At 42.0% G+C, this 25,801-nt stretch carries 30 protein-coding genes and 1 riboswitch; of the genes, 7 read left to right on the forward strand and 23 right to left on the reverse strand.

The window, feature by feature from the left end; translation table 11 throughout:
• Window positions 1-81 precede the first annotated feature (81 nt).
• Complete coding sequence (locus tag NST24_RS15620) at window positions 82-1,131, forward strand: tyrosine-type recombinase/integrase (protein ID WP_327821659.1); 1,050 nt, start codon at window positions 82-84, stop codon at window positions 1,129-1,131.
• Between the two features lie 70 nt (window positions 1,132-1,201).
• Here the strand turns inward: NST24_RS15620 and sufB are convergent, their stop codons facing one another.
• The 19 genes from sufB to NST24_RS15715 all read right to left on the reverse strand — a co-directional run bounded on the left by sufB (window position 1,202) and on the right by NST24_RS15715 (window position 18,339).
• Window positions 1,202-2,599 carry a Fe-S cluster assembly protein SufB gene (sufB, locus tag NST24_RS15625; protein WP_007500362.1) on the reverse strand — a complete coding sequence of 466 codons (1,398 nt, stop codon included), beginning with the start codon at window positions 2,597-2,599 and terminating at the stop codon, window positions 1,202-1,204.
• A 17-nt stretch (window positions 2,600-2,616) separates the two neighbouring features.
• Entirely contained in the window at window positions 2,617-3,063 is a 447-nt protein-coding gene (sufU, locus tag NST24_RS15630; protein WP_008347017.1) for a Fe-S cluster assembly sulfur transfer protein SufU, read from the reverse strand.
• Window positions 3,053-4,273 (reverse strand): cysteine desulfurase, encoded by a 1,221-nt coding sequence (locus NST24_RS15635; protein WP_035389339.1) that lies wholly within the window; start codon window positions 4,271-4,273, stop codon window positions 3,053-3,055. Before NST24_RS15635 ends, sufU begins: the two co-directional genes overlap by 11 nt.
• Window positions 4,273-5,586 carry a Fe-S cluster assembly protein SufD gene (gene sufD, locus NST24_RS15640; protein WP_008347022.1) on the reverse strand — a complete coding sequence of 438 codons (1,314 nt, stop codon included), beginning with the start codon at window positions 5,584-5,586 and terminating at the stop codon, window positions 4,273-4,275. The genes NST24_RS15635 and sufD overlap by 1 nt, the downstream gene beginning before the upstream one ends.
• Window positions 5,587-5,604: 18 nt before the next feature.
• Complete coding sequence (gene sufC / locus NST24_RS15645) at window positions 5,605-6,390, reverse strand: Fe-S cluster assembly ATPase SufC (RefSeq protein ID WP_007500355.1); 786 nt, start codon at window positions 6,388-6,390, stop codon at window positions 5,605-5,607.
• A gap of 211 nt (window positions 6,391-6,601) precedes the next feature.
• The gene (locus tag NST24_RS15650) at window positions 6,602-6,739 is read right to left on the reverse strand and encodes a hypothetical protein (protein ID WP_162835676.1); all 138 of its coding nucleotides are present in this window, start codon (window positions 6,737-6,739) and stop codon (window positions 6,602-6,604) included.
• 215 nt (window positions 6,740-6,954) lie between these two features.
• Window positions 6,955-7,323 (reverse strand): carboxymuconolactone decarboxylase family protein, encoded by a 369-nt coding sequence (locus tag NST24_RS15655; RefSeq protein ID WP_003212803.1) that lies wholly within the window; start codon window positions 7,321-7,323, stop codon window positions 6,955-6,957.
• A 309-nt stretch (window positions 7,324-7,632) separates the two neighbouring features.
• Entirely contained in the window at window positions 7,633-8,454 is an 822-nt protein-coding gene (metQ, locus tag NST24_RS15660) for a methionine ABC transporter substrate-binding lipoprotein MetQ (protein WP_007500351.1), read from the reverse strand.
• A 14-nt stretch (window positions 8,455-8,468) separates the two neighbouring features.
• Window positions 8,469-9,137, reverse strand: coding sequence for a methionine ABC transporter permease (locus tag NST24_RS15665; RefSeq protein ID WP_025207943.1), 669 nt, complete (start codon window positions 9,135-9,137; stop codon window positions 8,469-8,471).
• The gene (locus NST24_RS15670) at window positions 9,130-10,155 is read right to left on the reverse strand and encodes a methionine ABC transporter ATP-binding protein (RefSeq protein WP_024719778.1); all 1,026 of its coding nucleotides are present in this window, start codon (window positions 10,153-10,155) and stop codon (window positions 9,130-9,132) included. Before NST24_RS15670 ends, NST24_RS15665 begins: the two co-directional genes overlap by 8 nt.
• A gap of 155 nt (window positions 10,156-10,310) precedes the next feature.
• A riboswitch (SAM riboswitch) is annotated at window positions 10,311-10,419 on the reverse strand.
• A gap of 102 nt (window positions 10,420-10,521) precedes the next feature.
• Window positions 10,522-10,863, reverse strand: a complete 342-nt coding sequence (locus NST24_RS15675; RefSeq protein WP_008347033.1) for an SCP2 sterol-binding domain-containing protein — start codon at window positions 10,861-10,863, stop codon at window positions 10,522-10,524.
• 120 nt (window positions 10,864-10,983) lie between these two features.
• The gene (locus tag NST24_RS15680; protein WP_007500346.1) at window positions 10,984-11,286 is read right to left on the reverse strand and encodes a thioredoxin family protein; all 303 of its coding nucleotides are present in this window, start codon (window positions 11,284-11,286) and stop codon (window positions 10,984-10,986) included.
• 11 nt (window positions 11,287-11,297) lie between these two features.
• Complete coding sequence (locus tag NST24_RS15685) at window positions 11,298-11,642, reverse strand: toprim domain-containing protein (RefSeq protein ID WP_008347035.1); 345 nt, start codon at window positions 11,640-11,642, stop codon at window positions 11,298-11,300.
• A 127-nt stretch (window positions 11,643-11,769) separates the two neighbouring features.
• A complete protein-coding gene (locus NST24_RS15690) occupies window positions 11,770-12,006 on the reverse strand; it encodes a YusG family protein (protein ID WP_008347037.1) in 237 nt (78 codons plus the stop codon).
• A gap of 44 nt (window positions 12,007-12,050) precedes the next feature.
• Window positions 12,051-12,434: a glycine cleavage system protein GcvH gene (gene gcvH, locus NST24_RS15695; RefSeq protein WP_008347039.1), complete on the reverse strand. Its 384-nt coding sequence runs from the start codon at window positions 12,432-12,434 to the stop codon at window positions 12,051-12,053.
• Between the two features lie 66 nt (window positions 12,435-12,500).
• Window positions 12,501-12,857, reverse strand: coding sequence for an arsenate reductase family protein (locus tag NST24_RS15700; protein ID WP_008356673.1), 357 nt, complete (start codon window positions 12,855-12,857; stop codon window positions 12,501-12,503).
• A 110-nt stretch (window positions 12,858-12,967) separates the two neighbouring features.
• Window positions 12,968-14,749: an acyl-CoA dehydrogenase family protein gene (locus NST24_RS15705; protein ID WP_342461977.1), complete on the reverse strand. Its 1,782-nt coding sequence runs from the start codon at window positions 14,747-14,749 to the stop codon at window positions 12,968-12,970.
• Between the two features lie 14 nt (window positions 14,750-14,763).
• The gene (locus NST24_RS15710; RefSeq protein WP_058336902.1) at window positions 14,764-15,939 is read right to left on the reverse strand and encodes an acetyl-CoA C-acetyltransferase; all 1,176 of its coding nucleotides are present in this window, start codon (window positions 15,937-15,939) and stop codon (window positions 14,764-14,766) included.
• 12 nt (window positions 15,940-15,951) lie between these two features.
• The gene (locus NST24_RS15715) at window positions 15,952-18,339 is read right to left on the reverse strand and encodes a 3-hydroxyacyl-CoA dehydrogenase NAD-binding domain-containing protein (protein WP_342461978.1); all 2,388 of its coding nucleotides are present in this window, start codon (window positions 18,337-18,339) and stop codon (window positions 15,952-15,954) included.
• A gap of 199 nt (window positions 18,340-18,538) precedes the next feature.
• On the opposite strand from NST24_RS15715, the gene NST24_RS15720 reads away from it, so the two are divergent.
• Genes NST24_RS15720 through NST24_RS15730 form a run of 3 tightly spaced genes read left to right on the forward strand, consistent with a single transcriptional unit; the run spans window position 18,539 to window position 19,298 of the window.
• Window positions 18,539-18,676: a YuzL family protein gene (locus NST24_RS15720; RefSeq protein WP_008347049.1), complete on the forward strand. Its 138-nt coding sequence runs from the start codon at window positions 18,539-18,541 to the stop codon at window positions 18,674-18,676.
• Window positions 18,677-18,686: 10 nt separating this feature from the next.
• Window positions 18,687-18,938: a hypothetical protein gene (locus tag NST24_RS15725; RefSeq protein ID WP_060698253.1), complete on the forward strand. Its 252-nt coding sequence runs from the start codon at window positions 18,687-18,689 to the stop codon at window positions 18,936-18,938.
• A gap of 12 nt (window positions 18,939-18,950) precedes the next feature.
• Window positions 18,951-19,298, forward strand: a complete 348-nt coding sequence (locus tag NST24_RS15730; RefSeq protein ID WP_342461979.1) for a spore coat protein — start codon at window positions 18,951-18,953, stop codon at window positions 19,296-19,298.
• A gap of 31 nt (window positions 19,299-19,329) precedes the next feature.
• Here NST24_RS15730 and NST24_RS15735 read toward each other — a convergent pair whose 3' ends face one another.
• The 3 genes from NST24_RS15735 to NST24_RS15745 all read right to left on the reverse strand — a co-directional run bounded on the left by NST24_RS15735 (window position 19,330) and on the right by NST24_RS15745 (window position 21,076).
• Window positions 19,330-19,581 (reverse strand): YusU family protein, encoded by a 252-nt coding sequence (locus NST24_RS15735; protein ID WP_017359282.1) that lies wholly within the window; start codon window positions 19,579-19,581, stop codon window positions 19,330-19,332.
• A 72-nt stretch (window positions 19,582-19,653) separates the two neighbouring features.
• Window positions 19,654-20,484 carry an ABC transporter ATP-binding protein gene (locus NST24_RS15740; RefSeq protein ID WP_008347057.1) on the reverse strand — a complete coding sequence of 277 codons (831 nt, stop codon included), beginning with the start codon at window positions 20,482-20,484 and terminating at the stop codon, window positions 19,654-19,656.
• Between the two features lie 145 nt (window positions 20,485-20,629).
• The gene (locus tag NST24_RS15745) at window positions 20,630-21,076 is read right to left on the reverse strand and encodes a YusW family protein (RefSeq protein WP_171465740.1); all 447 of its coding nucleotides are present in this window, start codon (window positions 21,074-21,076) and stop codon (window positions 20,630-20,632) included.
• Between the two features lie 113 nt (window positions 21,077-21,189).
• Here NST24_RS15745 and NST24_RS15750 point away from each other — a divergent pair, with 113 nt between their 5' ends.
• The gene (locus NST24_RS15750; RefSeq protein ID WP_144665985.1) at window positions 21,190-22,032 is read left to right on the forward strand and encodes an oxidoreductase; all 843 of its coding nucleotides are present in this window, start codon (window positions 21,190-21,192) and stop codon (window positions 22,030-22,032) included.
• Window positions 22,033-22,073: 41 nt separating this feature from the next.
• On the opposite strand, the gene NST24_RS15755 is transcribed toward NST24_RS15750, so the two are convergent.
• Window positions 22,074-23,444, reverse strand: coding sequence for a trypsin-like peptidase domain-containing protein (locus tag NST24_RS15755; protein ID WP_008347064.1), 1,371 nt, complete (start codon window positions 23,442-23,444; stop codon window positions 22,074-22,076).
• A gap of 337 nt (window positions 23,445-23,781) precedes the next feature.
• On the opposite strand from NST24_RS15755, the gene NST24_RS15760 reads away from it, so the two are divergent.
• On the forward strand, window positions 23,782-24,456 hold the full coding sequence (locus tag NST24_RS15760) for a response regulator transcription factor (protein WP_017359278.1): 675 nt from the start codon (window positions 23,782-23,784) through the stop codon (window positions 24,454-24,456).
• Window positions 24,453-25,784: a HAMP domain-containing sensor histidine kinase gene (locus NST24_RS15765; protein WP_017359277.1), complete on the forward strand. Its 1,332-nt coding sequence runs from the start codon at window positions 24,453-24,455 to the stop codon at window positions 25,782-25,784. The genes NST24_RS15760 and NST24_RS15765 overlap by 4 nt, the downstream gene beginning before the upstream one ends.
• Window positions 25,785-25,801 lie beyond the last annotated feature (17 nt).

Here is a 25,801-nt window from a genome sequence, read left to right on the forward strand (position 1 = left end):
TCATTTGTCTAGTTTAAATCATAAAAAACGTACTATTAGTCAAGTTTTGTGGTATAGTGAAGTTAAATTTTAGCATTAGAGGTGACTGCTTTGCCACAATATAAAGATGAAGCTAGAGGAACTTGGTACTTTAAAACTTGGTACAAGGATTCCTTCGGAAGGAGCAAACAAAAATTAATACGTGGATTCAAAACTAAAAGAGAAGCGAAAGAAGCAGAAGCAAATTTTATAAGTCAGAAAAAAGATAAATTTAGCACTGAGGCTACATTTGATACTGTTTTTACTCATTACATTCGTTATAAAGCACTTGCTAAAAAAACAATAAGAAGAAAAACCAACGAATATAGAAATCATATAGAGCCTTTCTTCGGTAAATTAAAAATAAAAGATATAAAACCACAACAGGTTTTAGAGTTTAAAGAATATTTAGAAGATCACTTTGATTCTTTAAACAGCGCAAGAACTGCATACTCAAATTTCAAAGCAACCATTAATCATGCAATTGCATATTTTAAACTTACTGACGACCCAACAACCTTAGTACCAGCAATCAAAAGGGAAAAACCTAAAACAAATTTTATTAAGAAAGACTTTTTTGAGAAAAAAGTTAAGAATATAAACCATCTATACTACAAAGAATTAGCAATCCTCATGTTCTATACAGGATTGCGTGTGGGAGAAGCTATGGCATTACAATGGAGAAATATTCACTTAGAAGAAGCTCAATTATACGTTGAATTCTCACTCGATATAGTCAATCGCACATTAGGAAACACAAAAACATTAGGAAGCCAAGCCTATGTTCCTTTTCATGTTTCCATTAAGGAAATGCTCTCTCAAATGAAACATGAATCCCAAGAAAAATATTATGGTTTTAATGAGAATTATTATGTTTTTGGAGGGATGGAACCATATCATTATTCACACTTTTACAAAAAGTTCAAAGAAGTTTTCCCAGAACTTAGAATACACGATCTAAGACATAGTTACGCTTCTTTCTTAATTAATAAAGGCGTCGACATATATTTAGTTAAAGAATTGATGAGACATGATAGCATCCAACAGACTGCTAACACATATGGTCACCTTTATAACGAAAGAAAACACAACGCAATGAAGGCATTTGATTAACAAGTGGTATCATAACGGTATCACTCGAAATCAAATGCCTTCAAAAAGCGTTGTGTATCAATGTTTTTTATTAACCAATAGAACCTTCCATCTCAAACTTAATCAAACGGTTCATTTCAACGGCGTATTCCATTGGTAGTTCTTTTGTGAATGGCTCGATGAAGCCCATGACGATCATTTCTGTTGCTTCTTCTTCCGAAATTCCGCGGCTCATCAAGTAGAATAGCTGTTCTTCTGATACTTTTGATACCTTCGCTTCGTGCTCTAATGAAATGTTGTCGTTTAAGATTTCATTGTAAGGAATCGTATCAGATGTTGATTTGTTATCCATGATGAGTGTGTCACACTCGATGTTTGAGCGTGCACCCTCTGCTTTGCGTCCGAAGTGTACGATTCCACGGTATGTGACTTTACCGCCTTGTTTGGAAATCGATTTCGATACGATCGTTGAAGATGTGTTTGGTGCAAGGTGAATCATTTTCGCACCTGCATCTTGGTGCTGACCTTTACCTGCTAGGGCAATACTTAATGTCATACCACGAGCGCCTTCACCTTTTAGGATAACCGCTGGGTATTTCATTGTCAGCTTAGAACCGATGTTTCCATCAATCCATTCCATTGTTGCATTTTCTTCACATACTGTACGTTTCGTCACAAGGTTGAAGACGTTGTTTGCCCAGTTTTGAATCGTTGTATAACGGCAGTAGCCGCCTTTTTTCACGATAATTTCAACAACCGCACTATGAAGTGAGTTTGTTGTGTAAACTGGAGCTGTACAACCTTCTACGTAATGCACGTGTGCGCCTTCATCAACGATGATCAGTGTACGTTCGAACTGACCCATGTTCTCAGAGTTGATTCGGAAGTATGCTTGAAGTGGTGTATCTACTTTTACGCCTTTTGGTACGTAGATGAATGAACCACCAGACCATACAGCCGAGTTAAGCGCAGCAAATTTGTTGTCAGTCGGAGGAATGACTTTTGCCCAGTGCTCACGGAAGATGTCTTCGTTCTCTTTTAATGCACTGTCTGTATCTTTAAACACAATGCCTAAATCTTCAAGATCTTGCTTCATGTTGTGATACACAACTTCAGATTCATACTGAGCAGATACACCTGCTAAGTACTTTTGCTCTGCTTCAGGGATTCCAAGCTTATCAAAGGTTTGTTTGATTTCTTCTGGTACTTCATCCCAAGAACGCTCAGAGCGTTCTGATGGTTTTACGTAGTACGTAATTTCATCAAAGTTTAATGCATTTAAATCTCCGCCCCATTGTGGCATCGGCATGTTGTAAAAGTGCTCAAGAGATTTCAAACGGAAGTCGAGCATCCACTGAGGCTCTTCTTTCATACGAGAAATTTCTTCAACGATCTCTTTTGTCAGTCCGCGCTCTGAACGGAAAATGGAAACGTCTTTATCAGAAAAGCCGTATTTATATTCACCAACATCTGGCATTTTTTTAGCCATCCATTTTCACTCCAATCTTATGATTTGCCGTTATCTTCGGCAGATGCGCCTTTTTCAAGCGCCTTCCAGGATAATGTTGCACATTTGATGCGCGCTGGGAATTTTGCGACTCCCTGCAGCGCCTCAATGTCACCAAGATCAATGGAATCGTCGTATTCTTTTCCTAGCATCATATCGGAGAAAATCTGAGACATTTTCAAAGCTGTTTCAATATCTTTCCCTTTAATAGCCTGCGTCATCATAGAGGCAGATGCCATCGAAATCGAGCATCCTTCTCCTTCAAATTTCGCATCGATGACTTTTTCGTCTTCGATTTTCATCGTGAGACGAATGCGGTCACCACACGTAGGGTTGTTCATATCGACGACAATGCTGTCGTTTAACACACCTTTGTTTCTCGGATTTTTATAATGATCCATAATCACTTGTCTGTACAGTGTGTCTAAGTTTACATTAAAAGACATTCGTAAAATACTCCTTTGTCTTACGGAGCGCTGCCATGAGCTCGTCAATCTCCTCTTCTGTATTGTACAGATAGAAGCTTGCTCTTGCAGTCGCTGATACACCAAGCCATTTCATGAGCGGCTGTGCACAGTGATGTCCAGCACGAATGGCGACACCTTCCGTATCTAGAACAGTTGAGGCATCATGAGGATGGACGTCGTCTAAGTTAAACGTCACAAGTCCAGCTCGGTGCTGCGGTCCGTAAACCGTGGCACCTTCAAGCTCCTTAAAGCGCTCAAGTGCATAAGTCGCAAGCTGATGCTCGTAACGGCTGACTTCCTCCATTCCGATGTCATTTAAGAAATCAATCGCTTTTCCGAGCCCAATTGCTCCTGCAATAATCGGTGTTCCCGCTTCAAATTTCCACGGCAGCTCTTTCCATGTAGAATCATATAGATCCACAAAGTCGATCATTTCACCGCCAAACTCAGCAGGCTCCATATTATTCAAAAGGTCCTTCTTCCCGTAAAGAACACCAATGCCAGTCGGTCCACACATTTTATGCCCAGAGAAGGCGAAAAAGTCGCAATCCAAGTCCTGAACATCAATTTGCATGTGAGGGGTGCTCTGGGCACCATCGACGACGATAATTGCACCGTGATCGTGAGCAATCTTTGCGATGTCTTTAATTGGGTTGATGGTTCCTAATACGTTTGAGACATGTGTGACAGCAACGATTTTCGTTTGATGTGTGATGGTTTGCTTCACATCTTCAAGCGACAGCGTGCCGTCTTCCTGTAACGGAATATATTTCAATGTGGCGCCAGTTGCTTTTGCTGCCTGCTGCCAAGGGATGATATTCGCATGGTGCTCCATATGCGTAATGACGATCTCATCGCCTTCTTTGAGGTTTGCTCTTGCATAGCTGATTGCCACTGTGTTCAGTGCTGTTGTTGTACCTCTAGTAAAAATAATCTCCTGGACAGAAGAAGCGCCAATGAATGCTCGAACTTTTTCTCTTGCACCCTCGTATGCGTCCGTTGCTCTTGTGCCAAGGGTATGAACACCCCGGTGGACGTTCGAGTTGTAAGACCGGTAATACTCATTCATTGCATCAATGACAACTCGTGGTTTTTGAGATGTCGCTGCACTGTCCAAATACACCAAATCATGTCCGTTCACTTGCTGATGAAGGATTGGAAACTGCTCACGAACGTCTTTGATATTCATTATTTTACTTTCCTTTCAATCACAGAAACGAGCTGCTTTTTAACTCCTTCAATCGGCAGTTCTTTGACGACTGGATTTAAGAAGCCATAAATGACAAGTCTTTCTGCATCTTCTTTGGAAATCCCACGGCTCATGAGGTAATAAAGTTGAATTGGATCAACACGCCCAACAGAAGCAGCGTGCCCTGCTGTTACATCATCTTCATCGATTAAAAGAATTGGGTTAGCGTCACCGCGTGCTTTCTCACTCAGCATGAGAACACGAGATTCTTGCTCTGCATTTGACTTCGTTGCGCCATGCTCGATTTTACCAATCCCGTTAAAGATAGAAGATGCTTGATCCTTCATGACACCATGCTTCAAGATATACCCTTCAGAGTTTTTACCAAAGTGGATGATGCTTGTTGTGAAGTTTTCCGTTTGATTCCCGCGGCCAACAACAACTGATTTTGTATCACCGAATGTACCGTCGCCCATAAGCTTCGTGATGTTTTCAGACACGACATCTCCATCATTCATCAGACCAAGCGCCCATTCGATTTTACTGTCACGGCCATTTGCCATACCACGTCTATTCACATAGACTGTCACACCTTCTGCAAGGTTATCCACTGCACCGTAAGTGACGCGGGCATTTGCACCCGTGAAGACTTCAGACACGATATTGAAGATCGCTTCTTCTGGTGTTGCCGTACTGATGTAGTTTTCGACATATGTCACAGCACTATGATCGTCTGCTACAACGATGACATGGTTGAACAACGTTGTTTCGTCATTTTCATGAAGATAAACGGCTTGAATTGGTGCTTCAAGCTCTACGTTTTTCGGTACATAGAGGAAAGCTCCGCCATTCACTAAAGCAGCATGTAGAGCTGTTAGTTTGTGCTCATCCACTTTCACTGCATCTGTCATGAAATATTTCTTCACTAGGTCTCCATGTTCGCGAATCGCTGTATGGATATCAGTGAAGATCACGCCTTTGTCTTTTGCTTCCGTAGAAAGAGACAAGTATGCTGGCGTTTGATCACGCTGAATGTAGACTGTCTTATCTGTGTCCTCTAAATCAATAAGAGACTTCACTTCTTCAGGAAGCTCTTCTAAAGATCCAAATGGCGCACTTTCGACTGTATGCTGTTTGAAATTGGTTAAATTCCATTTAGAAATATTCGTTTTGTCAGGCTTTGGCATTGGAAGGTCTTCTGCTTTTTCAAGAGCCTGTAAGCGAAGGGAACTCATCCATGCCGGTTCCTGATGCTTCTCGGAGAAGCTTTTGACATAATCTTGATCTACTGATAATTTCGTTTCTAATGTCATCAATAATCCTCCTAACGCTTACGCTTCTTGACCAACAGTTTCGTCTTCAATTCCTAACTCTTTTTTAATCCAGTCATAACCTTCTGCTTCTAGACGCTGCGCGAGTTCTGGTCCGCCAGATTTCACAATACGTCCTTGCATCATGACATGAACGTGATCTGGTGTGATGTAGTTCAATAAACGCTGATAGTGAGTGATCATTAAGCAGCCGAAGCTTTCGCCGCGCATTTTATTAATTCCTTTAGAAACAACTTTCAGCGCATCGATATCAAGACCAGAATCGATTTCGTCAAGAATGGCGATTTTTGGTTCAATCATCATTAATTGAAGAATTTCGTTGCGTTTTTTCTCCCCGCCTGAGAAACCTTCGTTTAGGTAGCGCTGTGCCATATCTGGGTCCATTTCAAGGAATTCCATGTTTTCGTCCATTTTGCGGATGAATTTCATGAGAGAGATTTCATCGCCTTCTTCTCTGCGTGCGTTAATAGCCGAACGAAGGAAGTCTGCATTTGTCACACCACTAATTTCAGATGGATATTGCATTGCAAGGAAAAGACCCGCTTGAGCGCGCTCATCTACTTCCATTTCAAGAACATCTTCGCCATCAAGCAAGATGCTGCCTTTTGTCACTTCATACTTAGGGTGGCCCATGATAGCAGCAGATAAAGTAGATTTACCTGTTCCGTTTGGTCCCATTACTGCGTGGAATTCTCCACCTTTTATTTCTAGGTTTACACCTTTTAAGATTTCTTTCCCTTCAATCTCAACGTGCAAGTCCTTAATTGTTAATGTCGAAGCAGTCATATATCGATACCTCCAAAATAATCATTATTCTCAATTTATTCTCATTCTAATTTTATAACAAATTAAAAGTGAATACAACACATTCACGACAAGCGTGAGAGGATGCTCTCAAAATTCTAACAAAAAATACAGGTAGATAAAAGGATTTATGTCGAAAAGACAGTTTTCATAAAGAAAGGACGGGAAACTATTCTCCCCGTCCCTTAGCTATTTAATAGCCTTGTATATTCATTTTTGCGAGCTGCCTTTTCTCATCTCGATAGGACTGCTCTCGTTTATATTCCACTTTCATCCTTAAGTCATGGTCTCTTTCGTACTCTGCATAGCTCATGCCATGAGCTTTATGCATGGCCTTTTCCATCTCGGCGGTATAATCCAATCCCAGTGTACTATGGTCCGAACAAATAATAAACCATTCCCTTCTTTGAGTGTAGCTTCATTGTATCAAAGGCACGCTGCTTCACTCAAAAGGGATATAACACGCTATGCTGGCATATTTTCTCACACAACCGGCTGAGAACGACTCAACTCCCTGAGATGGATAAATACCATCTTATCCTTCCCTTAATGCGTCTGTCCTCCAAATTCATCAATACATTGCTGAACAACTGTGATGCCTTGACTTAGCGCAGCACCGCCGCCAAACGCTGCCGCCACACTGACGACCTCTAGCAAATTCTCTTCTGTTGCGCCTTGATCGAGCGCTCCCTTTGTATGATAGATCATGCAATATTCATCCTGTGCATGAATGCTGATGCCGAGGGCAATCATTTGTTTTTCTTTTTGTGTTAAGGAATCACTCTGAAAGCACTGCTCCGTAAATTCATTGAATTTCTTGCCAAACACCGGCATTTTCTTCTGAAATTCACCCATTGCCGTTTTATAATCCGTCAGTGATTGCTGCATCGATCCGCTCATATGTTGTTCATTCATCTTCATTCCATCCCTTCAGGTCATTTGTTCGTTTTTATTATGAGCGAGATTTGAAAAAATACACAAAAAAACCTCGCTTTCATGAAAGCGAGGTTGCAGATGATTGACAAAGGGCTAAAATGATCTTTATTTTAGCCCTTTGTCTTCTTTTTTCAGCGTGATAGAAAACCTTTGCAGTCTAGGAAGGGCGAGTACCGGAGCAGAGCGAATTTGACATTCGTGAGCACCGGAGCGCAGACCTGACAACGAATGCGAGGGTTTGTCTACACGTTGAAACCTCGCTTTGATGAAAGCGAGGTTTACAAGTTGTTATTCAGATACAGGCAATACTGCACCATCATACTTTTTGTCGATGAATTCTTTGATTTTATCAGAGTGAAGAACTTCCATTAATACCTTGATCTTCTCTGATTTTTCGTCACCTTTGCGAACAGCGACGATGTTTGCATACGGGTTATTTTTCGTTTGCTCAAGTTCAATTGAATCTTTTTTCGGATTCAATTTATTTTGGATCGCATAGTTAACGTTAATAAATACTGCATCGCCTTCACTGTTTTCATAAGCTTTCGCTGTTAGTTCAGGAGCGATTTTTTTGAATTTTAGGTTCTTCGGGTTTTCTTTGATGTTTTTGACTGTTGCGTTGATTGTATCTACTTTTGGATCAAGCTTGATCACACCAGCATTTTGTAATAGGGCAAGCATACGTCCTTGCTCAGCTACGTTGTTTGTCATGATGATCGTGCCGCCGTTTGGAATATCTTTTACTGATTTGTATTTCTTAGAGTAGATACCGAAAGGCTCAAGGTGAACGGCACCAGCACTCACTAAGTTGTAATCTTTGTTTGATTTATTTTCTTCGTTCAAGTAAGGGATATGTTGGAAAAAGTTCGCATCCACTTCTTTTTCAGCTAATGCTTTGTTGTACATTTTATAATCGCTCAGTACTTTCACTTTTAGATCGTACCCTTTTTCTTTTAGAAGTGGTTTTGCTTCTTCAAGAATCTCGGCATGTGGTGTTTTTGAAGCGGCAACCGTGATGGTTTTGTTATCGCTTGCGTTATTTGATGAACCGCACGCAGCTAAAATACCTGCAAATGCTAGAAATAGTGCACTTAAAATCAATTTCTTCATGAATAATTCCTCCCTTAACGTTTATCAATTTTATTTGTAATCAAATCACCGATTATTTGAATGATAAAGACGATGATCAGAATAAACACAGTGGCTACAAGTGTGACATCTGTATTACCAGATTGGTATCCTTCCACATAAGCAAGGTCACCAAGTCCGCCTGCTCCAATTGCTCCTGCAATTGCAGTAGAGCCAATCAGAGCAATCGCTGTTACAGTAATTCCTGAAATAAGGGCTGGCAGTGATTCTGGCAGCAATACTTTGAAAATAATAGTCGACGTTTTTGCTCCCATAGATCGTGCTGCTTCAATGACTCCTTTGTCTACTTCACGCAGTGCAATTTCAACAAGACGTGCGTAGAAAGGAGCTGAGCCAATGACAAGAGCTGGTAATGCTGCATTTGGGCCTAATATCGTGCCCATAATTAGTTTAGTAAATCCTAATAATAGAATGATTAATATGATAAAGGGAATCGATCTGAAAATGTTGACGACTGCGCCGATGACAGCATTAATTGGTTTGTTTTCCCACAAACCGCCTTTACTTGTCAAAAAGAGCAACAGCCCAAGAATGATGCCGATAGCAAAAGCAAACGCTAATGCAATGAGTGTCATATAGACCGTTTCACCCGTCGCGTTCCAAATAACCTCTAGATCAACGTTCGGAAACCATTTCTCAAACATGTGTCATCACCTCGATTTCAACCTGTTTGCTTTGGATATAGGCGATGGCTTTTTCAACTTCGTTCTCGTCTCCATTTATATGGATAAAGAGTGTTCCAAACGCGCCTTCCTGCGTTTGAGAAATCTTTCCTTGCAGGATGTTCACATCGACCTTGAAGGATCGAATGATTTCCGTGATCAGCGGCTGTTCGGCAGAATCTCCGATAAAGGACAACCGGACGACCTGACCTTCTTTTACTCTCTCTAGGACGTGCTCGATCGTTTCTTTTGCTTCTTCTGGTTCAGCAAGCTGTTTCACGAATCGCTTCGTCATTTCTTCTTTCGGCTGTCTGAAGACACGTAATACTTCGCCTTCTTCGACAATACGGCCATTCTCCATCACCGCCACACGATGACAAATTTTGCGAATGACGTGCATTTCATGTGTGATCAATACAATGGTGAGTCCTAGTCGTTTATTAATATCGGCTAAAAGCTCAAGGATGGAATCCGTTGTTTGTGGATCAAGCGCAGATGTCGCTTCGTCACATAGCAGAACTTTTGGGTCATTCGCTAATGCTCTCGCAATCCCTACACGCTGCTTTTGCCCGCCGCTGAGCTGAGAAGGATATGCATTTTCTTTTCCTTCTAAACCGACCAATTTAATCAGTTCGTTTGCACGAGCTCTCCGTTTTGATGTTGGTACACCTGCGATCTCGAGCGGGAACATAATATTTTGTCTCACTGTTCTTGACCAGAGCAAGTTAAAGTGCTGGAAAATCATGCTGATTTCTTGTCTTGCTTTCCGAAGTTTCGCATTCGATACTTCATTGATTCGGTTGCCTGCCACTTCAACGATTCCTTCTGTTGGCAGCTCCAGACCGTTTAATAGGCGAATCAGGGAGCTTTTCCCTGCGCCGCTATACCCGATAATTCCGAATATTTCACCTTTATCGATATCCAAGTTGACGTCTTTCACGGCATCAACATTTCCGCTTTTTGAATGATACGTTTTTGATACATTCTGTAAATGGATCACAGTCTGTTCACCTGCTTTCTTGCTGAATCTATAGGTTGCCATCACATACGTTCAATTATTCTTCCGACTGTTATGACGCTAGCCTGACGCCAGGTCAGTAAAAAAGACCTAACTGCAACGCAAGCAGAAAGGCCTTTTATATCAAATACGCCTTTCTCTCATCTTTCAAAGCATTGCGGCTTTGAGTGAATTGGCACCAATTTCAGCTATGCTGACGGTTGCCGGGTTTCATAGGGCACGTCCCTCCACCTCTCTTAATAAGAGAAAATATGTTGTTTTATGTGATGTTCATGTTTTTACTAACGTAGAATATCATGCTATCTGAGATATGTCAACGCTGTAAATCGCTAATTTCCAAGTAAACGACTACGTTATCATTTTTCGAAAAAAACCGTTCGTCAGCCAAAGTACTGCTTCTAGTCGAAGAAGTGCTCGAAATGAGCCTTTCACTTTCACTTGTCCTCTGCTGATCAGCTGCTGTAAGGACATGTCTCCATCTAATAATTGCAAAATCTCTTTTCGCTCACCATAAAAGATGAGATCCGATAACTCAATTGCAGGTAGTTTCTTCACTTCACCACGTTCATCCACAATCAATGTACAAGAGTCCGTTTCCGCCTCAAATGTAATCTTCAAGGATGATGATGAGAGCAACGGCTTTAACAATAATCGCTGCCCTGCACTTCCATGGGCTTTCACATTTTCCACATGTATAACCTCCCTGTCATTTGGTTATACATAACATTTCTCTACAAACATCGGCTTGTCCTTTATAAATAGCTCGACAAATTTTCAAATGAATTGCTTGAAATATGACAAAAAACCGCTTTATTTAGCGGTTTCAATCATTTCATGAAGATATGGAACGGAGTGAAAGGCATAGCCTTTTTGCACGATTTCACCCTTTTTAAACAGGAGAAAGCAAGGGACACTTTCGATCTCAAATGCTTTCGCAAAACTTGGCGAGTAATTTAAGTTATTCTCATAAAAAGGAACTTCCGGCTGCATGGCATCAACCACTGCCAGCATCTTCTTTGCCAGCTGGCATGTTCCGCAAAATGGTGTATATAAGTACAAAAGAAATAAATCGTCCTCTATCTCCTTGAATTCATGCTCTTCAATCTCTTTCATATACGTCACCCTTATAAATATTTCGAATGAACATCAATGTTTGCAGCTAATAGAATAGATGCAATATGGGCTGACGGTGAAGCGGCCACTTCGCGGTACGTTCTGTCGACAAAAAGATGCAGTGCTTCAGGGAATTCTTTTCGAAATTGCTTCCGCAGTTTGTCGCCAGCATCGTCACTGTCTGCTAATATGTAAACGTCTTTCCCGAATAAATCGTCCACAAGCTGATCCAACTTCGATGTACTGATCGTGCCATTGGTGCAAATGATGGTAACAGGTTCACTTATGACTTCTTTTAGCTTCTGTTTATCTGATTTACCTTCTACAATGATGACCTTTTCTATCTCGACATTCATCACGATCACCCGGCCCTTTTGACGTTGATTCACTTCTTCCTTAGATTACAATCTTTCATTCAGGTTGTAAAGATTGGGCAATTGATCAACAAAAAGACTGCAGCACTCACTGCAGCCTTATCTGTGATCAGCACCAGCCATTTTCATCGTCACAGTCTACATATTTTTCAGTCCCATGGGTCAATGTATCTGACAGACGATAAAAACGGTTTTGATCATAGGAATAACCTGATTTTAATTCATATTGATTTTCACTAATCATCGTACCAATCTCTTCGTTTTGATGGTAAAGCACCATGCCACTCTCTTTGAATCGTCCAGTGACATGCTCTGTTATATCCACCTGTTCTTTTTGAAAAGACAAATTGGACACCCCCCATAAAGGTAGAGTGTCCAATTTCACATGAATTAGTCTTCTTTTGTCATTTCTTCATATTGCTCAGCAGTCATTAAGTTCTCGATTTCAGATGCATCCGCTGGCTCTACTACGATCATCCAAGCTTTTTCGTATGGAGAGTCGTTGACGAACTCTGGGCTGTCATCAAGCTCATCGTTTACTTCAACGATTGTGCCGTTAATCGGTGCGTATAGTTCAGAAACTGTTTTGACTGATTCTACACTTCCGAAAGGCTCGTCCGCTGTAATTTTGTCTCCTACTTCAGGAAGCTCAACGAACACGATATCGCCTAGCTCAGATTGAGCAAAATGCGTAATACCGATACGCACCTTATCTCCTTCTACTTTGACCCATTCGTGTTCTTCTGAATAACGTAAATCTTTTGGTGTGCTCATTTCATACCCCTCCAGTCTTTTCTTACAATCTATATTGAAGATACCACAATCTGAATGAAAGTTACATCATTTCCAGACGCTTTTGAATGTATCTTCATTAAATCCAACTGTCACTCGTTTGCCGTCTGTTGTAATTGGACGCTTGATTAGCATTCCGTTAGACGCAAGTAATTCAAGCTGCTCGTCCTCTGACATTGCAGGAAGTTTATCTTTCAGCTGCAGCTCTCTGTATTTCTGACCGCTCGTATTAAAAAATTTCTTCAGCTCTAAACCGCTTTTTTCGTAAAGGGCTTTTAATGTTTCTTTATCAGGCGTCTCTTCGACGATATGTATGCTGTTGATGTCTTTATTGTGTTCTTCCAGCCATTTCTTTGCTTTTCGGCATGTACCGCAAGATGGGTATTCGTAAAAATCTAAAGCCACCATTTTCACCTCCTGCAAATAGTGACAACATTTTATCACAAAACATATGAAAAACCTAAATGTATGCTTACAAAAAGGTGCGACATGATATCCGCACCTTTTAAGCCGTCTTATACGATATATTTCTCTGCCTCAAAGATTCGTTTCGCCACTTCGCGCTTTTTGGCGATGACATTCATTGGCGTGAACCTTGTCAGCTTGCGAAGGGCTGACAGACTCATACGGAGTGAATCTCCTTCTTCCATGGCAATCAATGATTCTTTCGCATGAGCTTCAATTTTTAAAAAGGCTTCCTGCGTGAAAATTTGTGTATACGCAAGCTTTTGTGCATTTTTTTCTGCGCCCGATGCTGCGATTGCTTTTTCAGTACGCAAGACCGCCGACTCAGCCGCAAAGAGTTCATTGATGATATCTGCTATATTCACAAGGATTTCTTGCTCTTTGTCTAATGCTTTCCCATATTTCATCGCGGCCATACCTGCCACCATCAAGGCGATCTTTTTTGCATGGGCAAGTAAGTATTTCTCTTGATCAAGCGGCTGATCACCCGGCTCTTCCGGCATCATCATCATTAGCTCTTCCTGAAGGGTTTGCGCTTTTTGAAGAAGCGGAAGCTCTCCTTTCATCGCTTTCTTCAAGAAGGTGCCTGGCACAAGCAATCGGTTAATTTCGTTCGTTCCTTCAAAAATACGGTTAATTCGTGAGTCGCGATAGGCTCTTTCGACTTCGTATTCTTGCATGAAACCATATCCGCCGTGAATCTGCACACCTTCATCCACAATGTAATCGAGCGTTTCAGAGCCAAGCACTTTACAAAGAGAGCATTCAATCGCATATTCGGCAATGGATTGCGCAATTTGTTTCCCATCCTTTTGCTCCTCGTCACTTAACAGACCCATTCTTTGTTCAAATAACCCGACTGTGCGGTATACAGCACTTTCCATGGCATAAAGTTTTGCCGACATGTTGGCTGCTTTTTCGCCAATTAAGCTAAATTGAGAAATTGGTGTTTTAAACTGCTTACGCTGATTGGCATACTCTGCCGATAATTGAATGACTCGTTTTGATGCTCCGATTGTCCCTACAGCCAGCTTATAGCGTCCAATGTTCAAAATGTTAAAGGCAATGACATGACCTCTGCCTGCTTCACCAAGCAAATTCTCCTTTGGCACTTCGGCATCTTCAAGGATTAACGTTCTCGTCGATGACCCTTTAATGCCCATCTTTTTCTCTTCAGGTCCTGTTTTGACTCCAGGAAAATCCTTTTCTACGATGAAAGCAGAGAAGTGTTCACCATCAATCTTCGCATACACGACAAACACATCGGCAAATGCGGAGTTTGTGATCCATTGTTTTTCCCCATTGAGGACATAATGTGTTCCAGCTTCATTCAGGACTGCCGTTGTTTTCGCACCTAGCGCATCAGAACCTGACCCTGGCTCTGTTAGGGCATATGCCGCAATTGTTTCTCCAGAGGCGAGTCCTGGCAGGTACTTTTCCTTTTGCGCTTGATTGCCGAATAGCACGATCGGCAAAGAACCGATCCCGACATGGGCGCCGTAAGAAAGAGAGAAGCTGCCTGCTCTTGCAAATTTTTCAGTAATGATGGCTGAGCTGATTTTATCTAGCCCAAGCCCGCCAAATTCCTCAGGAACATCCGCACCAAGCAGGCCAAGCTCTCCAGCCTTTTTCAAGAGACGAACAGAATGCTCGAATTCATGATTTTCAATTTGATCGATGTGCGGAACGACATCTTGTAAAATGTAATCTTCTGTTGTTTTCCCGATCATTTGATGTTCATCAGAGAAATCCTCTGGTGTAAAGATATGCTCATAATTCGTCTCATCAATTAAGAAACTGCCACCCTTTTTTACTTCTTCCATTGCTTTCATCCTGTTTTCCCCCTTTAGATCAATTCAAAAATGCCTGCTGCTCCCATGCCCCCGCCGATACACATCGTCACAATACCAAATTGTTCATTTCGCCGTTTCATTTCATGAATGAGGGACAGCGTGAGTTTCGTTCCTGTACAGCCTAGCGGATGTCCTAATGCAATGGCGCCGCCGTTGACATTTACCTTCTCTTCATCGATCCCTAAATGACGAATGACTTGAATCGCCTGAGAAGCAAATGCTTCATTTAATTCAAACAGCCCGATGTCCTTCAGCTCTAGACCAGCGATTTTCAGCGCACGCGGAATGGCTTCAACCGGCCCAATTCCCATGACTTCAGGTGGTACACCACCAACAGCAAACGCTCTGAACTTGGCGAGCGGCTGAAGAGAAAGAGAAGATGCTTTTTCGCGATCCATCATCATGACACATGCCGCTCCATCACTCGTCTGCGAAGAGTTTCCTGCAGTCACTGTGCCTTTTGTTGAGAAGGCAGGTCGTAACGTTGAGAGAACCTCCTCTGTTGTGCCCGCTCTGACACCTTCATCTTGTGAGAACGTAAATTGGCGTTCTTCTAGTTGATTCTGCTCTCCTACCCGTCTTTCTGTCACATCAACGGGAACAATTTCATCTGAAAATTTCCCTTCTTGAAGTGCCTTTGCTGCCTTTTGATGGCTCCTCACCGCAAAAGCATCTTGATCTTGCCTTGTGACCTGATACTTTTGCGCCACTTGCTCCGCTGTGTGGCCCATGCTCATATAGTATTCAGGCGCTTGCTCTGCCAAAAGAGCGTTTGGACGAATGGAGTGACCCATCATTGGGACTTGCGACATCGATTCGACGCCTCCGGCCAAAATGGTTTCTGCCTGCCCAAGCATAATTCGTTCACCTGCATAAGCAATTGACTGCAGACCAGAAGAGCAATAGCGGTTAATGGTGATAGCAGGTACTGTATATGGCAAACCTGCTAACGCCCCAATATTCCGGGCCACATTCAGCCCTTGCTCTGCTTCTGGTGTCGCACATCCGATGATTAAATCATCGATTGTTCCATCATAATCACCGGCACGCTTTAGCGTTTCTTTTACACACAATGCGCCCATATCATCAGGTCTGACATATTTTAATGATCCCTTTTTGGCTTTCCCTACTGGTGTTCTTGCGCCAGCTACAATCACTGCTTCTCTCATTTTGACTCCCCCCTAGTTACGTAAAGGTTTTCCTTTAACGAGCATGTGCTGCATGCGTGCCTGAGATTTGACTTCCCCTACAAGACTTAAAAAGGCTTCTCTTTCAAGCTCTAATAAGTATTGTTCATCCACCTCTGTACCAAATGGCAATTTGCCGCCAGAAATGACATGCGCTAGTTTTTTCGCAATGGTCATGTCATGGTCTGAAATGTATCCAGACAATCTCATGTTTTCAGCAGCCAGCACCATTGCTGCGTAGCCTGTTTCCCCCATCACGGGCACCTTTCGCTTCAGAGGTGCACGATAATCCGCTTCATCAAGAGAAAGAACGAGTTGTTTCGCATCATGGATTAAATGATCACCATTCATGCTGATCCGGTCATTCACTCGGAGCATCTTCATATCACGCGCTTCCTCTGCTGATGTAGATACCTTTGCCATCGCAATGGCTTCAAAGGTTTGTAGCGTAGCATCTTGGATTGCAGTTGCTGATGGCTTTTCCGCTCCTTGCAGATGGCGAATATAGAGTTCTTTGTTTCCGCCTCCGCCCGGTATGAGTCCGACCCCCGCTTCGACAAGCCCCATATACGTTTCACTGGACGCTTGGATAGCGGCTGCTGGTAGACAAAGCTCCGTCCCTCCGCCAAGTGTCATACCAAATGGTGCAGCCACAACTGGACGGTCACTATACTTCACCTTCATCATCGCCTGCTGGAACCTGCGAATGACAAAATCAATTTCAAAGAAGTTGTCGTCCTGTGCTTCCATTAAAATTAAGGCGAGATTCGCACCAACACAGAAGTTCTTTCCTTGGTTACCGATGACCAGTCCTTTATAATTCTTTTCCGTTTCATCTACAGCACGATTGATCATATCAATGACATCAAGCCCAATGGCATTACTTTTCGAATGAAATTCAAGCAAAGCAACATCATCCCCGATATCGATCAAGCTTGCACCCGTATTTTTAAAAATGACATCGTGTTTCTTTTTCAATCTAGCTAACGAAATATTCTTGTCGTTTCCCTTTTCCTGTTCATAAGCACCATTCTGATAAAATGCACGGTCTCCTTCGGCATTTTCTTGATAGAACGTGTCATGTCCTTCTGAAAGCATATCTTGCACCCACAACGGGATGCTGTGCCCTTCCGCTTCCATTCGACTGACGGCTTTTTTCACGCCAATCGCATCCCACAGCTCGAACGGACCATGCTGCCAGCCAAATCCCCATTTCATGGCGTTATCGATGGACTGAATATCATCCGCAATGTCGCCTTTTAGATGAGCTGAATAAAGAAGAACAGGTGCGGTCATATTCCAAAGCAATTGCCCAGCACGGCCGTCTTGATAAATAAGCGCTTTCAATTTCGCTTTTGTCCCCTTTTGCTGCTTGGCAATGTCAATGCCCGGATCCTTCAGCTTTGTCCGTTCTCCGTATGTGAGTGTGACAGGATCAAGCTCTAAAATGGTCTTTCCGTTTTTTTGATAAAATCCTTGCCCTGCTTTGCTGCCGATCCATCCTTTTTCGAGCATTCTTTCCATAAACTCAGGCAGCTGAAAAATATCTTTTTCCTTTCCTTCTACCTGTTCATACACATTGCGGGCTACATGAGAAAATGTGTCGAGTCCCACCACATCAAGTGTGCGGAAGGTCGCACTTTTCGGTCTGCCAATGAGTGGACCTGTGACAGAATCGACCTCTCCGATCGTGTATTTGTTCTCCAGCATTTCACGCACTGTGACAAGAAGCCCATAAGTGCCAATTCGGTTGGCAATAAAGTTCGGTGTATCTTTTGCTTCGACCACACCCTTGCCAAGTACATCTTCACCAAATGTTTTCATATATGAGAGTACTTCTGGATCTGTTTCTTGAATAGGAATTACTTCTAACAGCTTTAAATAACGAGCTGGGTTAAAAAAGTGAGTGCCTAAAAAGTGGCGTTTAAAATCAGCTGATCGGCCTTCTGCCATTTTTTCAACAGAAATACCGGATGTATTGCTGGATACGATGCTTCCTTCTTTGCGGTGTTCGTCGATGAGAGAGAATACGTGTTGTTTAATGCTGAGCTTTTCAGTGACGACTTCAATGATCCAGTCAGCATCGTGTAATAAGGAAAGGTGATCTGTGAGATTTCCGGGTGTGATGTATGATAGGTTTTTGGCTGAAGTAAGAGGTGCTGGCTTTTGCTTTAACAATTTTTTCATTGCGTCTTGGCTTAATCTATTCCGAACACTAGGGTGATCAAGCGTTAGCTTTTTTGCCGTTTCTTCCTTTGTCAGTTCATGTGGCACAATATCTAGCAATGTTACTGGTAACCCGATATTGGCTAGATGTGCAGCAATGCCTGAGCCCATGACACCTGAACCAATGACAGCCGCCTTGCGAATATGTTTGCCCATAAATATCCCCCTAAACATTTTGAATGAACAGTCATTCATTTTTTGTCCAAAAAAAAGCAATGCCTCTTTCTTTATCTTAAAAGATTTTCCGAAACAGTTCAATAGCAGATTTCAAAAATTTACACATTCTCATGCGTCTTTCTTTACAGCGTATGAATTAAAGACGAGGGGGAATTGTAAGAATGGAGGTGATGTCCACATGTCTCGTTTGCAAAAGAACCCATCAAAAGCAGGCGTAAGTGCTGCAAGTGTGAAAGGAAACGCAGGTCCATCACAAGAAGCAGACCTAGGTGGTAAAAAGACCAGTCAAAATCAGCAATATAAAAAGAAATCGTAAGGAGGAACACATCTTGAACAACCAGCAAATGAATATGCCCCCACAGGTAATTTCAGTAAAGGATTCCTTGTACCTAGAGGATATGCTGAACTGGAATTTGATCGCGATGAAAAAGGCCCACTTTATGGCCGAGCATTGTCAGGATCAAACATTGAAACAAGAACTCAATCAAGTTGGTCAAATGCACCATCAGCATTACACACAAATACTTCAACATTTAGGCAGCTCAGGGCAAGGCCAGTCTTCTGGCTTTATGCAATAGGAGGTAACAGACATGGAACAGCAAAACCAACAAAAAATCGGGAATCCACAAACACCGGTTCCAACAACGACAAACATGAACGATCGCGACTTTGTCACAGACCTTTTGTCGACTGAAAAATATATGACAAACGGATATAACACAGCGCTCAATGAATTCAGCCATGAATCTCTTTACCAAGATATTCAGCGAATTGCGCTAGAAACACAAAAAACGCAAAGACATTTATATGATGTCATGTTCAAATATGGCTGGTACTCTGTCGAAGCCGCTGACCAGCAGAAGCTCCAGCAGACACATCAGAAGTTCCAGCAAACACTGACAGATCAATCACCGTACGGATCATCACCCATGTCATAAAGAAAAACTGCCAGCTCATACTGGCAGTTTTTTAACGGTCTTTATTGGCACGATGAGCTTCATTTAATTGCTTGATCCGCTGAATCGTTTCTTTGATGTCTTCTTTTGCCTCTGGATACGTGTCATTAAAATGCTTGGCTAAAGGCGGCATGCTTTTGGCAATATGAGAATAGATGATCCACTGCGAGACATCTCTTTTCAATTCCTCATTCGTTTCACCAAGCAGCAGCTCTGTATATTTATCAAGCAGGCCTTCGAGCTTTTCATCTAATTCATTTCCCATTTGTATTCCGCTCCTTTTTTCAGAAAAAAACCTGACTCTGCGTGTAACAGATGTCAGGCTTTTCACATACGATTATCTTGCAGCAAGAAATGTCTCAGCTTGTGCCTGTTGGACAATACAGCGTCCTCTGCCGTGCGGAATACATAACGGTGTTCCGAATAAAGGATCTGTTGTTACTTGGCAGTTCATATCAAAGACATTTTTCACAAGATCACAGTTAATGACAGTTTCCGGTCTTCCTTCTGCATAAATTGACTTGTCTTTAATGGCCACAAGGTGATGCGCATATCTGCAAGCGAGATTGAGGTCATGCAGAACCATGACAATCGTGCGCTGCTCTTTTTCATTTAAATCAAAAAGAAGATCCAGGATTTCAATTTGGTGCGTCATGTCTAAATACGTTGTTGGCTCATCTAATAGAATAATATCCGTCTCCTGTGCCAATGTCATCGCAATCCATGCACGCTGCCTTTGTCCACCTGATAATGAATCAACCGTTCGATCAGCAAGGTCTTCCATCTTCGTTGACTTCAGTGCGCGATTTACCGCTTCTTCATCTTGCTTTGACCATTGCTTCAGCCAATTTTGATAAGGATATCGCCCTTGCTTGACGAGTTGATGTACCGTTAATCCTTCTGGCGCTTCTGGCCCTTGCGGAAGAATGGCGAGCTGTTTCGCCACTTCCTTTGTTGGTAATTTGGCAATGGAATGACCTTCAAGCAGGACAGAACCACCCATTGGCTTCATGAGACGGGCCAAAGAGCGAAGTAGCGTGGATTTACCGCATCCATTGCTGCCAATAAATACTGTGATTTCACCCTTAGGGATTGACACATTTAGTTCGTCTATGATCATTGTTTCTCCGTAACCTAAGCTTAAACCTTCAGTAGAAATGGCACTCATTCCGCTCAAACGCTCCTTTTCTCATCCAAATTTTTTATATTGAATATCGTCTATGTAGACGTCAAAGATCACTTATCTCAATTTAGTGTATCAGATTTAAGTGATCTTGAAAATCATTTTCAATTAAAAAATGAGAAAGTCTCGTTTACTTTTTCTTTTCGAATGCACGTTTTGTCCCATCTTCGAGCTTGATATCGACTCGTATCCGCTGATAATCATCATCTAAATTAAAAGCAGATAATAATTCATTGACATATGTTTCATTCAGCTTTGCACTAGGAATCGACATATCATTGAGCTTCATCTTCATTTCACGTAAAGCTTCTTCTCCTTCATAGCGGACACCATTCATATGATCTCGAATTAGTGCTTCTTCTCTTCCACCAGCTTGACGATAGGTAGCTTCATATAATTCGCTTTTTTGTCCATATTGTACGTGCAATTGCAAATGCTGAAATGGCAGTTCCTTCATTTGAACAGCTGACAGACTTTCAGCTTCTGCTTCATGCGGATGTTGTATTGGTTCGATTGAACGACAGCCAGACAGCATAAAGAACAGCACTCCTAGCAGTCCCGCCTTCTTCCAGCACATCATGTATTTCCTCCTATTTCATAGCATCGTTTTTTATTCTTCTCCAAGCCCCTTTTCGTTATTCAATAAAACAGCAGACTATGGTAGATTAAAACAAAAAGGAGAACCGGATGATGAATAAAACAGCCATTGTGACTGGTGCCAACAGCGGATTTGGAAAGCTCATCACATTGCGTCTTGCTCAGCAAGGGTACACTGTGATTGCTGGCGTAAGACAGGAAACCAATGCGAAAAAGCTTGCCGAAGAAGTAAAGAACGCCGCTTTATCCGAATCGATACATATTGAAGCATTAGATGTGACAGATACACAGTCCATTCAAGCATTTCAGAAAAGGCTTAATGCCTATGCTCCCATTCACCTGCTTGTGAACAATGCGGGAACGGCCTATGCTGGTTTTGCTGAAGAGGTGCCTGTTGATCAGTACCGTGAGCAATTTGAAGTGAATGTCTTTGGTGTGATGGAAATGACACAAGCAGTCCTTCCGTTGATGACGAGCGGTGCAAAAATATTGAATATGAGCAGTATCAGCGGACTCATGGGAATGCCCGCACTCTCTCCATATGTATCGTCAAAGTTTGCGCTAGAGGGCTATACAGAGAGTTTGCGAATTGAGCTGGCTGCGTTTGGCATTCAGGCCGCTTTGATTGAGCCGGGTTCTTTCCAAACGAACATTTGGAACACCTCCATGAATGAGCAAATGACACCACCCGCAGCAGGTTCTAAATACACAACTATTTATGAAAACATGATGTCCTATATAGAGGCGCAAAAAAACAACTATGGAGATCCCGGCGAAGTTGCAGAGCTTGTGGTTTCGCTTGCAGAGAAGAAGCGGCTAAAGAAGCTAAGGTATCTTGTCGGGAAAGGTGTTCGGCTTTCATTCATAGCAAAGCAGCTCCTGCCTTGGAATGTATGGGAAAACATTATTTTACGGACACTATCTTCAAAAAAATAGGCACAAAAAAACAGGTGGATCGATTATCCACCTGTTTTCTTTTATTCGTTATCAGACTGCCCAAGGGTAATATCAAGATTTTTATTCTTTCCATCACGGATGACAGTCATTGTCGTTTTATCGCCAATTTTTGTTTCTTTATAAAGGATTTCTTTCAGTTGTGAGCTGTTCGCTACATCTTTTCCTTTGAACTTGATGATGACATCTCCAGACTTCAAGCCTGCTTTTTGTGCAGGAGATCCTTTTGAAACATCTTTTACATAAATGCCTTTACCGATTTGTTTATCAAATAGGCCAAGTGTATTTTCCTGATACGTTTCAGGCACTTGCTCAAGGTCAATCATTTGTACGCCAAGGTAAGGACGTTCGACTTTTCCATTTTTCAACAGCTGATCTACGATCGGTTTTACATCGTTACTTGGGATCGCAAATCCGAGTGATTCTACTCCGCTTTCGCTAATTTTCAAACTGTTGATGCCGATGACTTGACCGTCTGTATTGATCAGCGGACCGCCACTGTTTCCAGGGTTAATGGCTGCATCTGTTTGAAGCACATTCATCTCAACAGTTCCAGATGATGTATTGGCTTCAACGGTACGATCGAGACCACTAATAATCCCTTCTGTTACTGTACCAGAGAACTGCGCACCGAGCGGGTTCCCGATTGCGATGACTTTGTCTCCAGCACGAAGCTTAGAAGAATCTCCAAAACTTGCAACTTTATCAATGCCGTCAGCATTTATTTCCACGACAGCTAAATCTGTCATTACGTCACTGCCGACAAGCTTCGCATCTTTTGTTTTTCCATCGTATAGTGTGACCTTTAATTTATTGGCACCCTCGACTACATGGTTATTTGTGATAATGTATGCTTTTTTGCCATCTTTTTTGAAGATGACACCAGAACCCGTTCCAGCTTCCGCTTCAGTTGAATCACCGCTAAGACCGAACGAGTTTTGTGTAGATTGATAGTTTGAGACCCCTACAATCGTCGGCTCTAAATCTTCTACCATATCAGCAACATTCGTCGCATTGGTGATTTGTTTTGTTGAGAAATTTTCAGATGAAGCCGGTTCGCTTGATGCTGTTTGGGTTTGAGTGTTTGCCGCTGTATCTTGTGACTGCGGTAAAAGCGGTGTAATGCCAAGCACAAGACCGCCTCCAATAATCCCTCCAAGAATCGGACTTAGCCATGCAGCCTTTCGTTTTTTCTCCTTTTTAGACGAACGGTCATCAATCACTTGAGGAGATCCGTTTGTCACCCTCTCCTGAGAGGCAGATGCTTCGTTTTCATGGTGGTGAAAAACGAGTTCTTTCTCTTTTTCTGGTTCTTCTATTTGTTTCTCATTCTCTTGATGTGTGTGTTCTTGATCATTCATCTTTTTCTCTTCATCTTCTCTTCGGAAATCCATCGCTTGCACTCCTTTGCATCATTTTCATGAAATGATTCATTCATATGTCTAGACAGGACTCATGTCCTCTTAATGGCAATATCATTGAAAAATTCTTTATGACAATATGTCAAATTATATAATACTTATTCATAGAAAAAAAGCAAGGTGTGCACATTGGTGAAAAGCACCTATTCATTAGCCTTTTGTCTATGCCCTTTTTTCCCTTGAGCTTATCATAAACAAACATTATGGGATAATGATGAGAAGAATATGTGAAATTGTGAAAAAAGCTTGTGATTGTTGACATGCCGCCTTTGTATCCCGTTATAATGACGTTGAGAGGATGTGGAAGACTTTGTCGTACACCATTTATTTAGTTGAAGATGAGCAGAATTTAAATGAACTGTTAACCAAATATTTAGAGAGTGAAAATTGGAATGTGTCCTCTTTTTTAACCGGAGAAGCGGCACGCGAAGCAATGAACAAGCCCCCGCATCTATGGATTTTAGATATTATGCTGCCTGATACAGACGGCTACACACTCATTAAAGAAATCAAAGCAGCCTCGCCTGACGTACCGGTCATTTTTATTTCGGCACGTGATGCAGATATTGATCGTGTGCTTGGCTTAGAACTCGGGAGCAGTGATTATATTGCGAAACCCTTTCTTCCGCGCGAGCTGATCATCCGCGTGCAAAAGCTGCTGGAGCTTGTATATAAAAACAGTGACACACCGCAGCAAAGCGTCACACCCGTTTCTTCCTATATCATTCATGAGGACGTAAGAGAGGTGTATGAAGGAGATCAGCTGATTAACTTAACGTCTAAGGAATTTGATTTGCTGCTCTTATTTACCCATCATCAAGGACATGCCTTTTCCCGGGAAGATATCCTCGTCAAGATCTGGGGGCACGATTACTTCGGGACAGATCGTGTGGTCGATGATCTTGTCAGACGGCTGCGCAAAAAAATGCCTGACTTAAAAGTCGAGACCATTTATGGATTTGGCTATAGGATGCTAAAAGGATGAAGAATAAACCACTCGCTTTTCAAATTTGGGTTGTCATCTCTGGCATTTTACTCACCATCTCGATTGTCCTGATCATTTTATTTTCAAATACATTACGCAGCTTCTTTACGAATGAAATTTATAAAAACATCGAAAACGAGCAGCAAGTGTTAACAGAATACCCTCTGAATCGAGACGGCTCACCAAAGTCGACACCAGAAAACCGCTCGGTTCAGCACATTCTGATTCCGTCAGATGAATTAAATCAAATGGCTCAGTTTTTCCCGCATGCCTTTATTGAAAAAGTGCAGTCCTTTGTTAAAAAACAAAAAAGCGCAACAAAACGCTATTCTGAAGAAGTGAATGGCCAGCATATCTTTTTTGTGATCAAAAAAGTCTCAACAGGCAATACACAATATATTCTCTTGTCATATGCACCCGATTCTTATCGAGATGACTTGTCCTTTACACTGTTTAAACAGCTTATTTTCATCTTAGGAACGGTTATTTTACTAAGCTGGATTCCATCGATTTGGCTCGCCCGCTACTTATCACGTCCAATCGTCGCGTTTGAAAAGCACGTCAAGCGCATTGCACAAGAAGACTGGGACGATCCTGTGATTGTTGACCGGCAAGATGAAATTGGCAAGCTGGGGCATACGATTGAAGAAATGAGACAAAAGCTCATTCAAAAGGATGAAACAGAACGAACGCTTTTGCAAAATATATCACACGACTTAAAAACACCTGTGATGGTCATCCGCGGTTATACGCAGTCTATTAAAGATGGAATTTTCCCTAAAGGAGATCTTGAACAAACGGTGGAAGTGATTGAAGGCGAAGCGGAAAAGCTTGAGAAGAAAATCAAAGATTTGCTGTATTTAACAAAGCTTGATTATTTATCAAAACAACATCCGGCGCATTCTCCCTTCCTTGTGAGTAATACAATGCTGGAAGTGGTTGACCGTTTACGCTGGTCGAAAAATGAATTGCAGTGGAACGTGGACTTAGATGATGAGGCTGCACTTGAAGGCGATCCAGAACAATGGAGCAAATTATTTGAAAATGTATTAGAAAATCAACTGCGTTACGCAAAAAGTAAAATTGATATTCATATGAAGCAGGAAGAGGATCAAATTCGCATCGTCATTCGTAATGATGGCCCTCCAATTGAAGAACACATGCTATCCAGCCTATACGAACCTTTTAGTAAGGGAAAAAAGGGCGAATTCGGCATTGGATTAAGCATTGTCAAACGAATTCTTTCAATGCATCAAGCGTCCATATCAATTGAAAATGATGAACTAGGTGTACGCTATACGATCACTGTTCCAAAGAAGAGGCTGTAGGTTTTACACCGCAGTCT

The organism is Bacillus sp. FSL R5-0286 (assembly GCF_038593245.1).
Taxonomy (GTDB): domain Bacteria; phylum Bacillota; class Bacilli; order Bacillales; family Bacillaceae; genus Bacillus; species Bacillus altitudinis.

Bases quoted from the DNA above. Each gene is read 5' to 3' on its own strand.
- sufB (WP_007500362.1), bottom strand. From the start codon at position 2,599: ATGGCTAAAAAAATGCCAGATGTTGGTGAATATAAATACGGCTTTTCT.
- sufU (WP_008347017.1), bottom strand. From the start codon at position 3,063: ATGTCTTTTAATGTAAACTTAGACACACTGTACAGACAAGTGATTATG.
- NST24_RS15635 (WP_035389339.1), bottom strand. From the start codon at position 4,273: ATGAATATCAAAGACGTTCGTGAGCAGTTTCCAATCCTTCATCAGCAA.
- sufD (WP_008347022.1), bottom strand. From the start codon at position 5,586: ATGACATTAGAAACGAAATTATCAGTAGATCAAGATTATGTCAAAAGC.
- sufC (WP_007500355.1), bottom strand. From the start codon at position 6,390: ATGACTGCTTCGACATTAACAATTAAGGACTTGCACGTTGAGATTGAA.
- NST24_RS15650 (WP_162835676.1), bottom strand. From the start codon at position 6,739: ATGCATAAAGCTCATGGCATGAGCTATGCAGAGTACGAAAGAGACCAT.
- NST24_RS15655 (WP_003212803.1), bottom strand. From the start codon at position 7,323: ATGAATGAACAACATATGAGCGGATCGATGCAGCAATCACTGACGGAT.
- metQ (WP_007500351.1), bottom strand. From the start codon at position 8,454: ATGAAGAAATTGATTTTAAGTGCACTATTTCTAGCATTTGCAGGTATT.
- NST24_RS15665 (WP_025207943.1), bottom strand. From the start codon at position 9,137: ATGTTTGAGAAATGGTTTCCGAACGTTGATCTAGAGGTTATTTGGAAC.
- NST24_RS15680 (WP_007500346.1), bottom strand. From the start codon at position 11,286: ATGAAAGAGATTGAAGAGCATGAATTCAAGGAGATAGAGGACGATTTA.
- NST24_RS15685 (WP_008347035.1), bottom strand. From the start codon at position 11,642: ATGAATGTCGAGATAGAAAAGGTCATCATTGTAGAAGGTAAATCAGAT.
- gcvH (WP_008347039.1), bottom strand. From the start codon at position 12,434: ATGAGCACACCAAAAGATTTACGTTATTCAGAAGAACACGAATGGGTC.
- NST24_RS15705 (WP_342461977.1), bottom strand. From the start codon at position 14,749: ATGAAAGCAATGGAAGAAGTAAAAAAGGGTGGCAGTTTCTTAATTGAT.
- NST24_RS15710 (WP_058336902.1), bottom strand. From the start codon at position 15,939: ATGAGAGAAGCAGTGATTGTAGCTGGCGCAAGAACACCAGTAGGGAAA.
- NST24_RS15715 (WP_342461978.1), bottom strand. From the start codon at position 18,339: ATGGGCAAACATATTCGCAAGGCGGCTGTCATTGGTTCAGGTGTCATG.
- NST24_RS15720 (WP_008347049.1), top strand. From the start codon at position 18,539: ATGTCTCGTTTGCAAAAGAACCCATCAAAAGCAGGCGTAAGTGCTGCA.
- NST24_RS15730 (WP_342461979.1), top strand. From the start codon at position 18,951: ATGGAACAGCAAAACCAACAAAAAATCGGGAATCCACAAACACCGGTT.
- NST24_RS15735 (WP_017359282.1), bottom strand. From the start codon at position 19,581: ATGGGAAATGAATTAGATGAAAAGCTCGAAGGCCTGCTTGATAAATAT.
- NST24_RS15740 (WP_008347057.1), bottom strand. From the start codon at position 20,484: ATGAGTGCCATTTCTACTGAAGGTTTAAGCTTAGGTTACGGAGAAACA.
- NST24_RS15745 (WP_171465740.1), bottom strand. From the start codon at position 21,076: ATGTGCTGGAAGAAGGCGGGACTGCTAGGAGTGCTGTTCTTTATGCTG.
- NST24_RS15750 (WP_144665985.1), top strand. From the start codon at position 21,190: ATGAATAAAACAGCCATTGTGACTGGTGCCAACAGCGGATTTGGAAAG.
- NST24_RS15755 (WP_008347064.1), bottom strand. From the start codon at position 23,444: ATGGATTTCCGAAGAGAAGATGAAGAGAAAAAGATGAATGATCAAGAA.
- NST24_RS15765 (WP_017359277.1), top strand. From the start codon at position 24,453: ATGAAGAATAAACCACTCGCTTTTCAAATTTGGGTTGTCATCTCTGGC.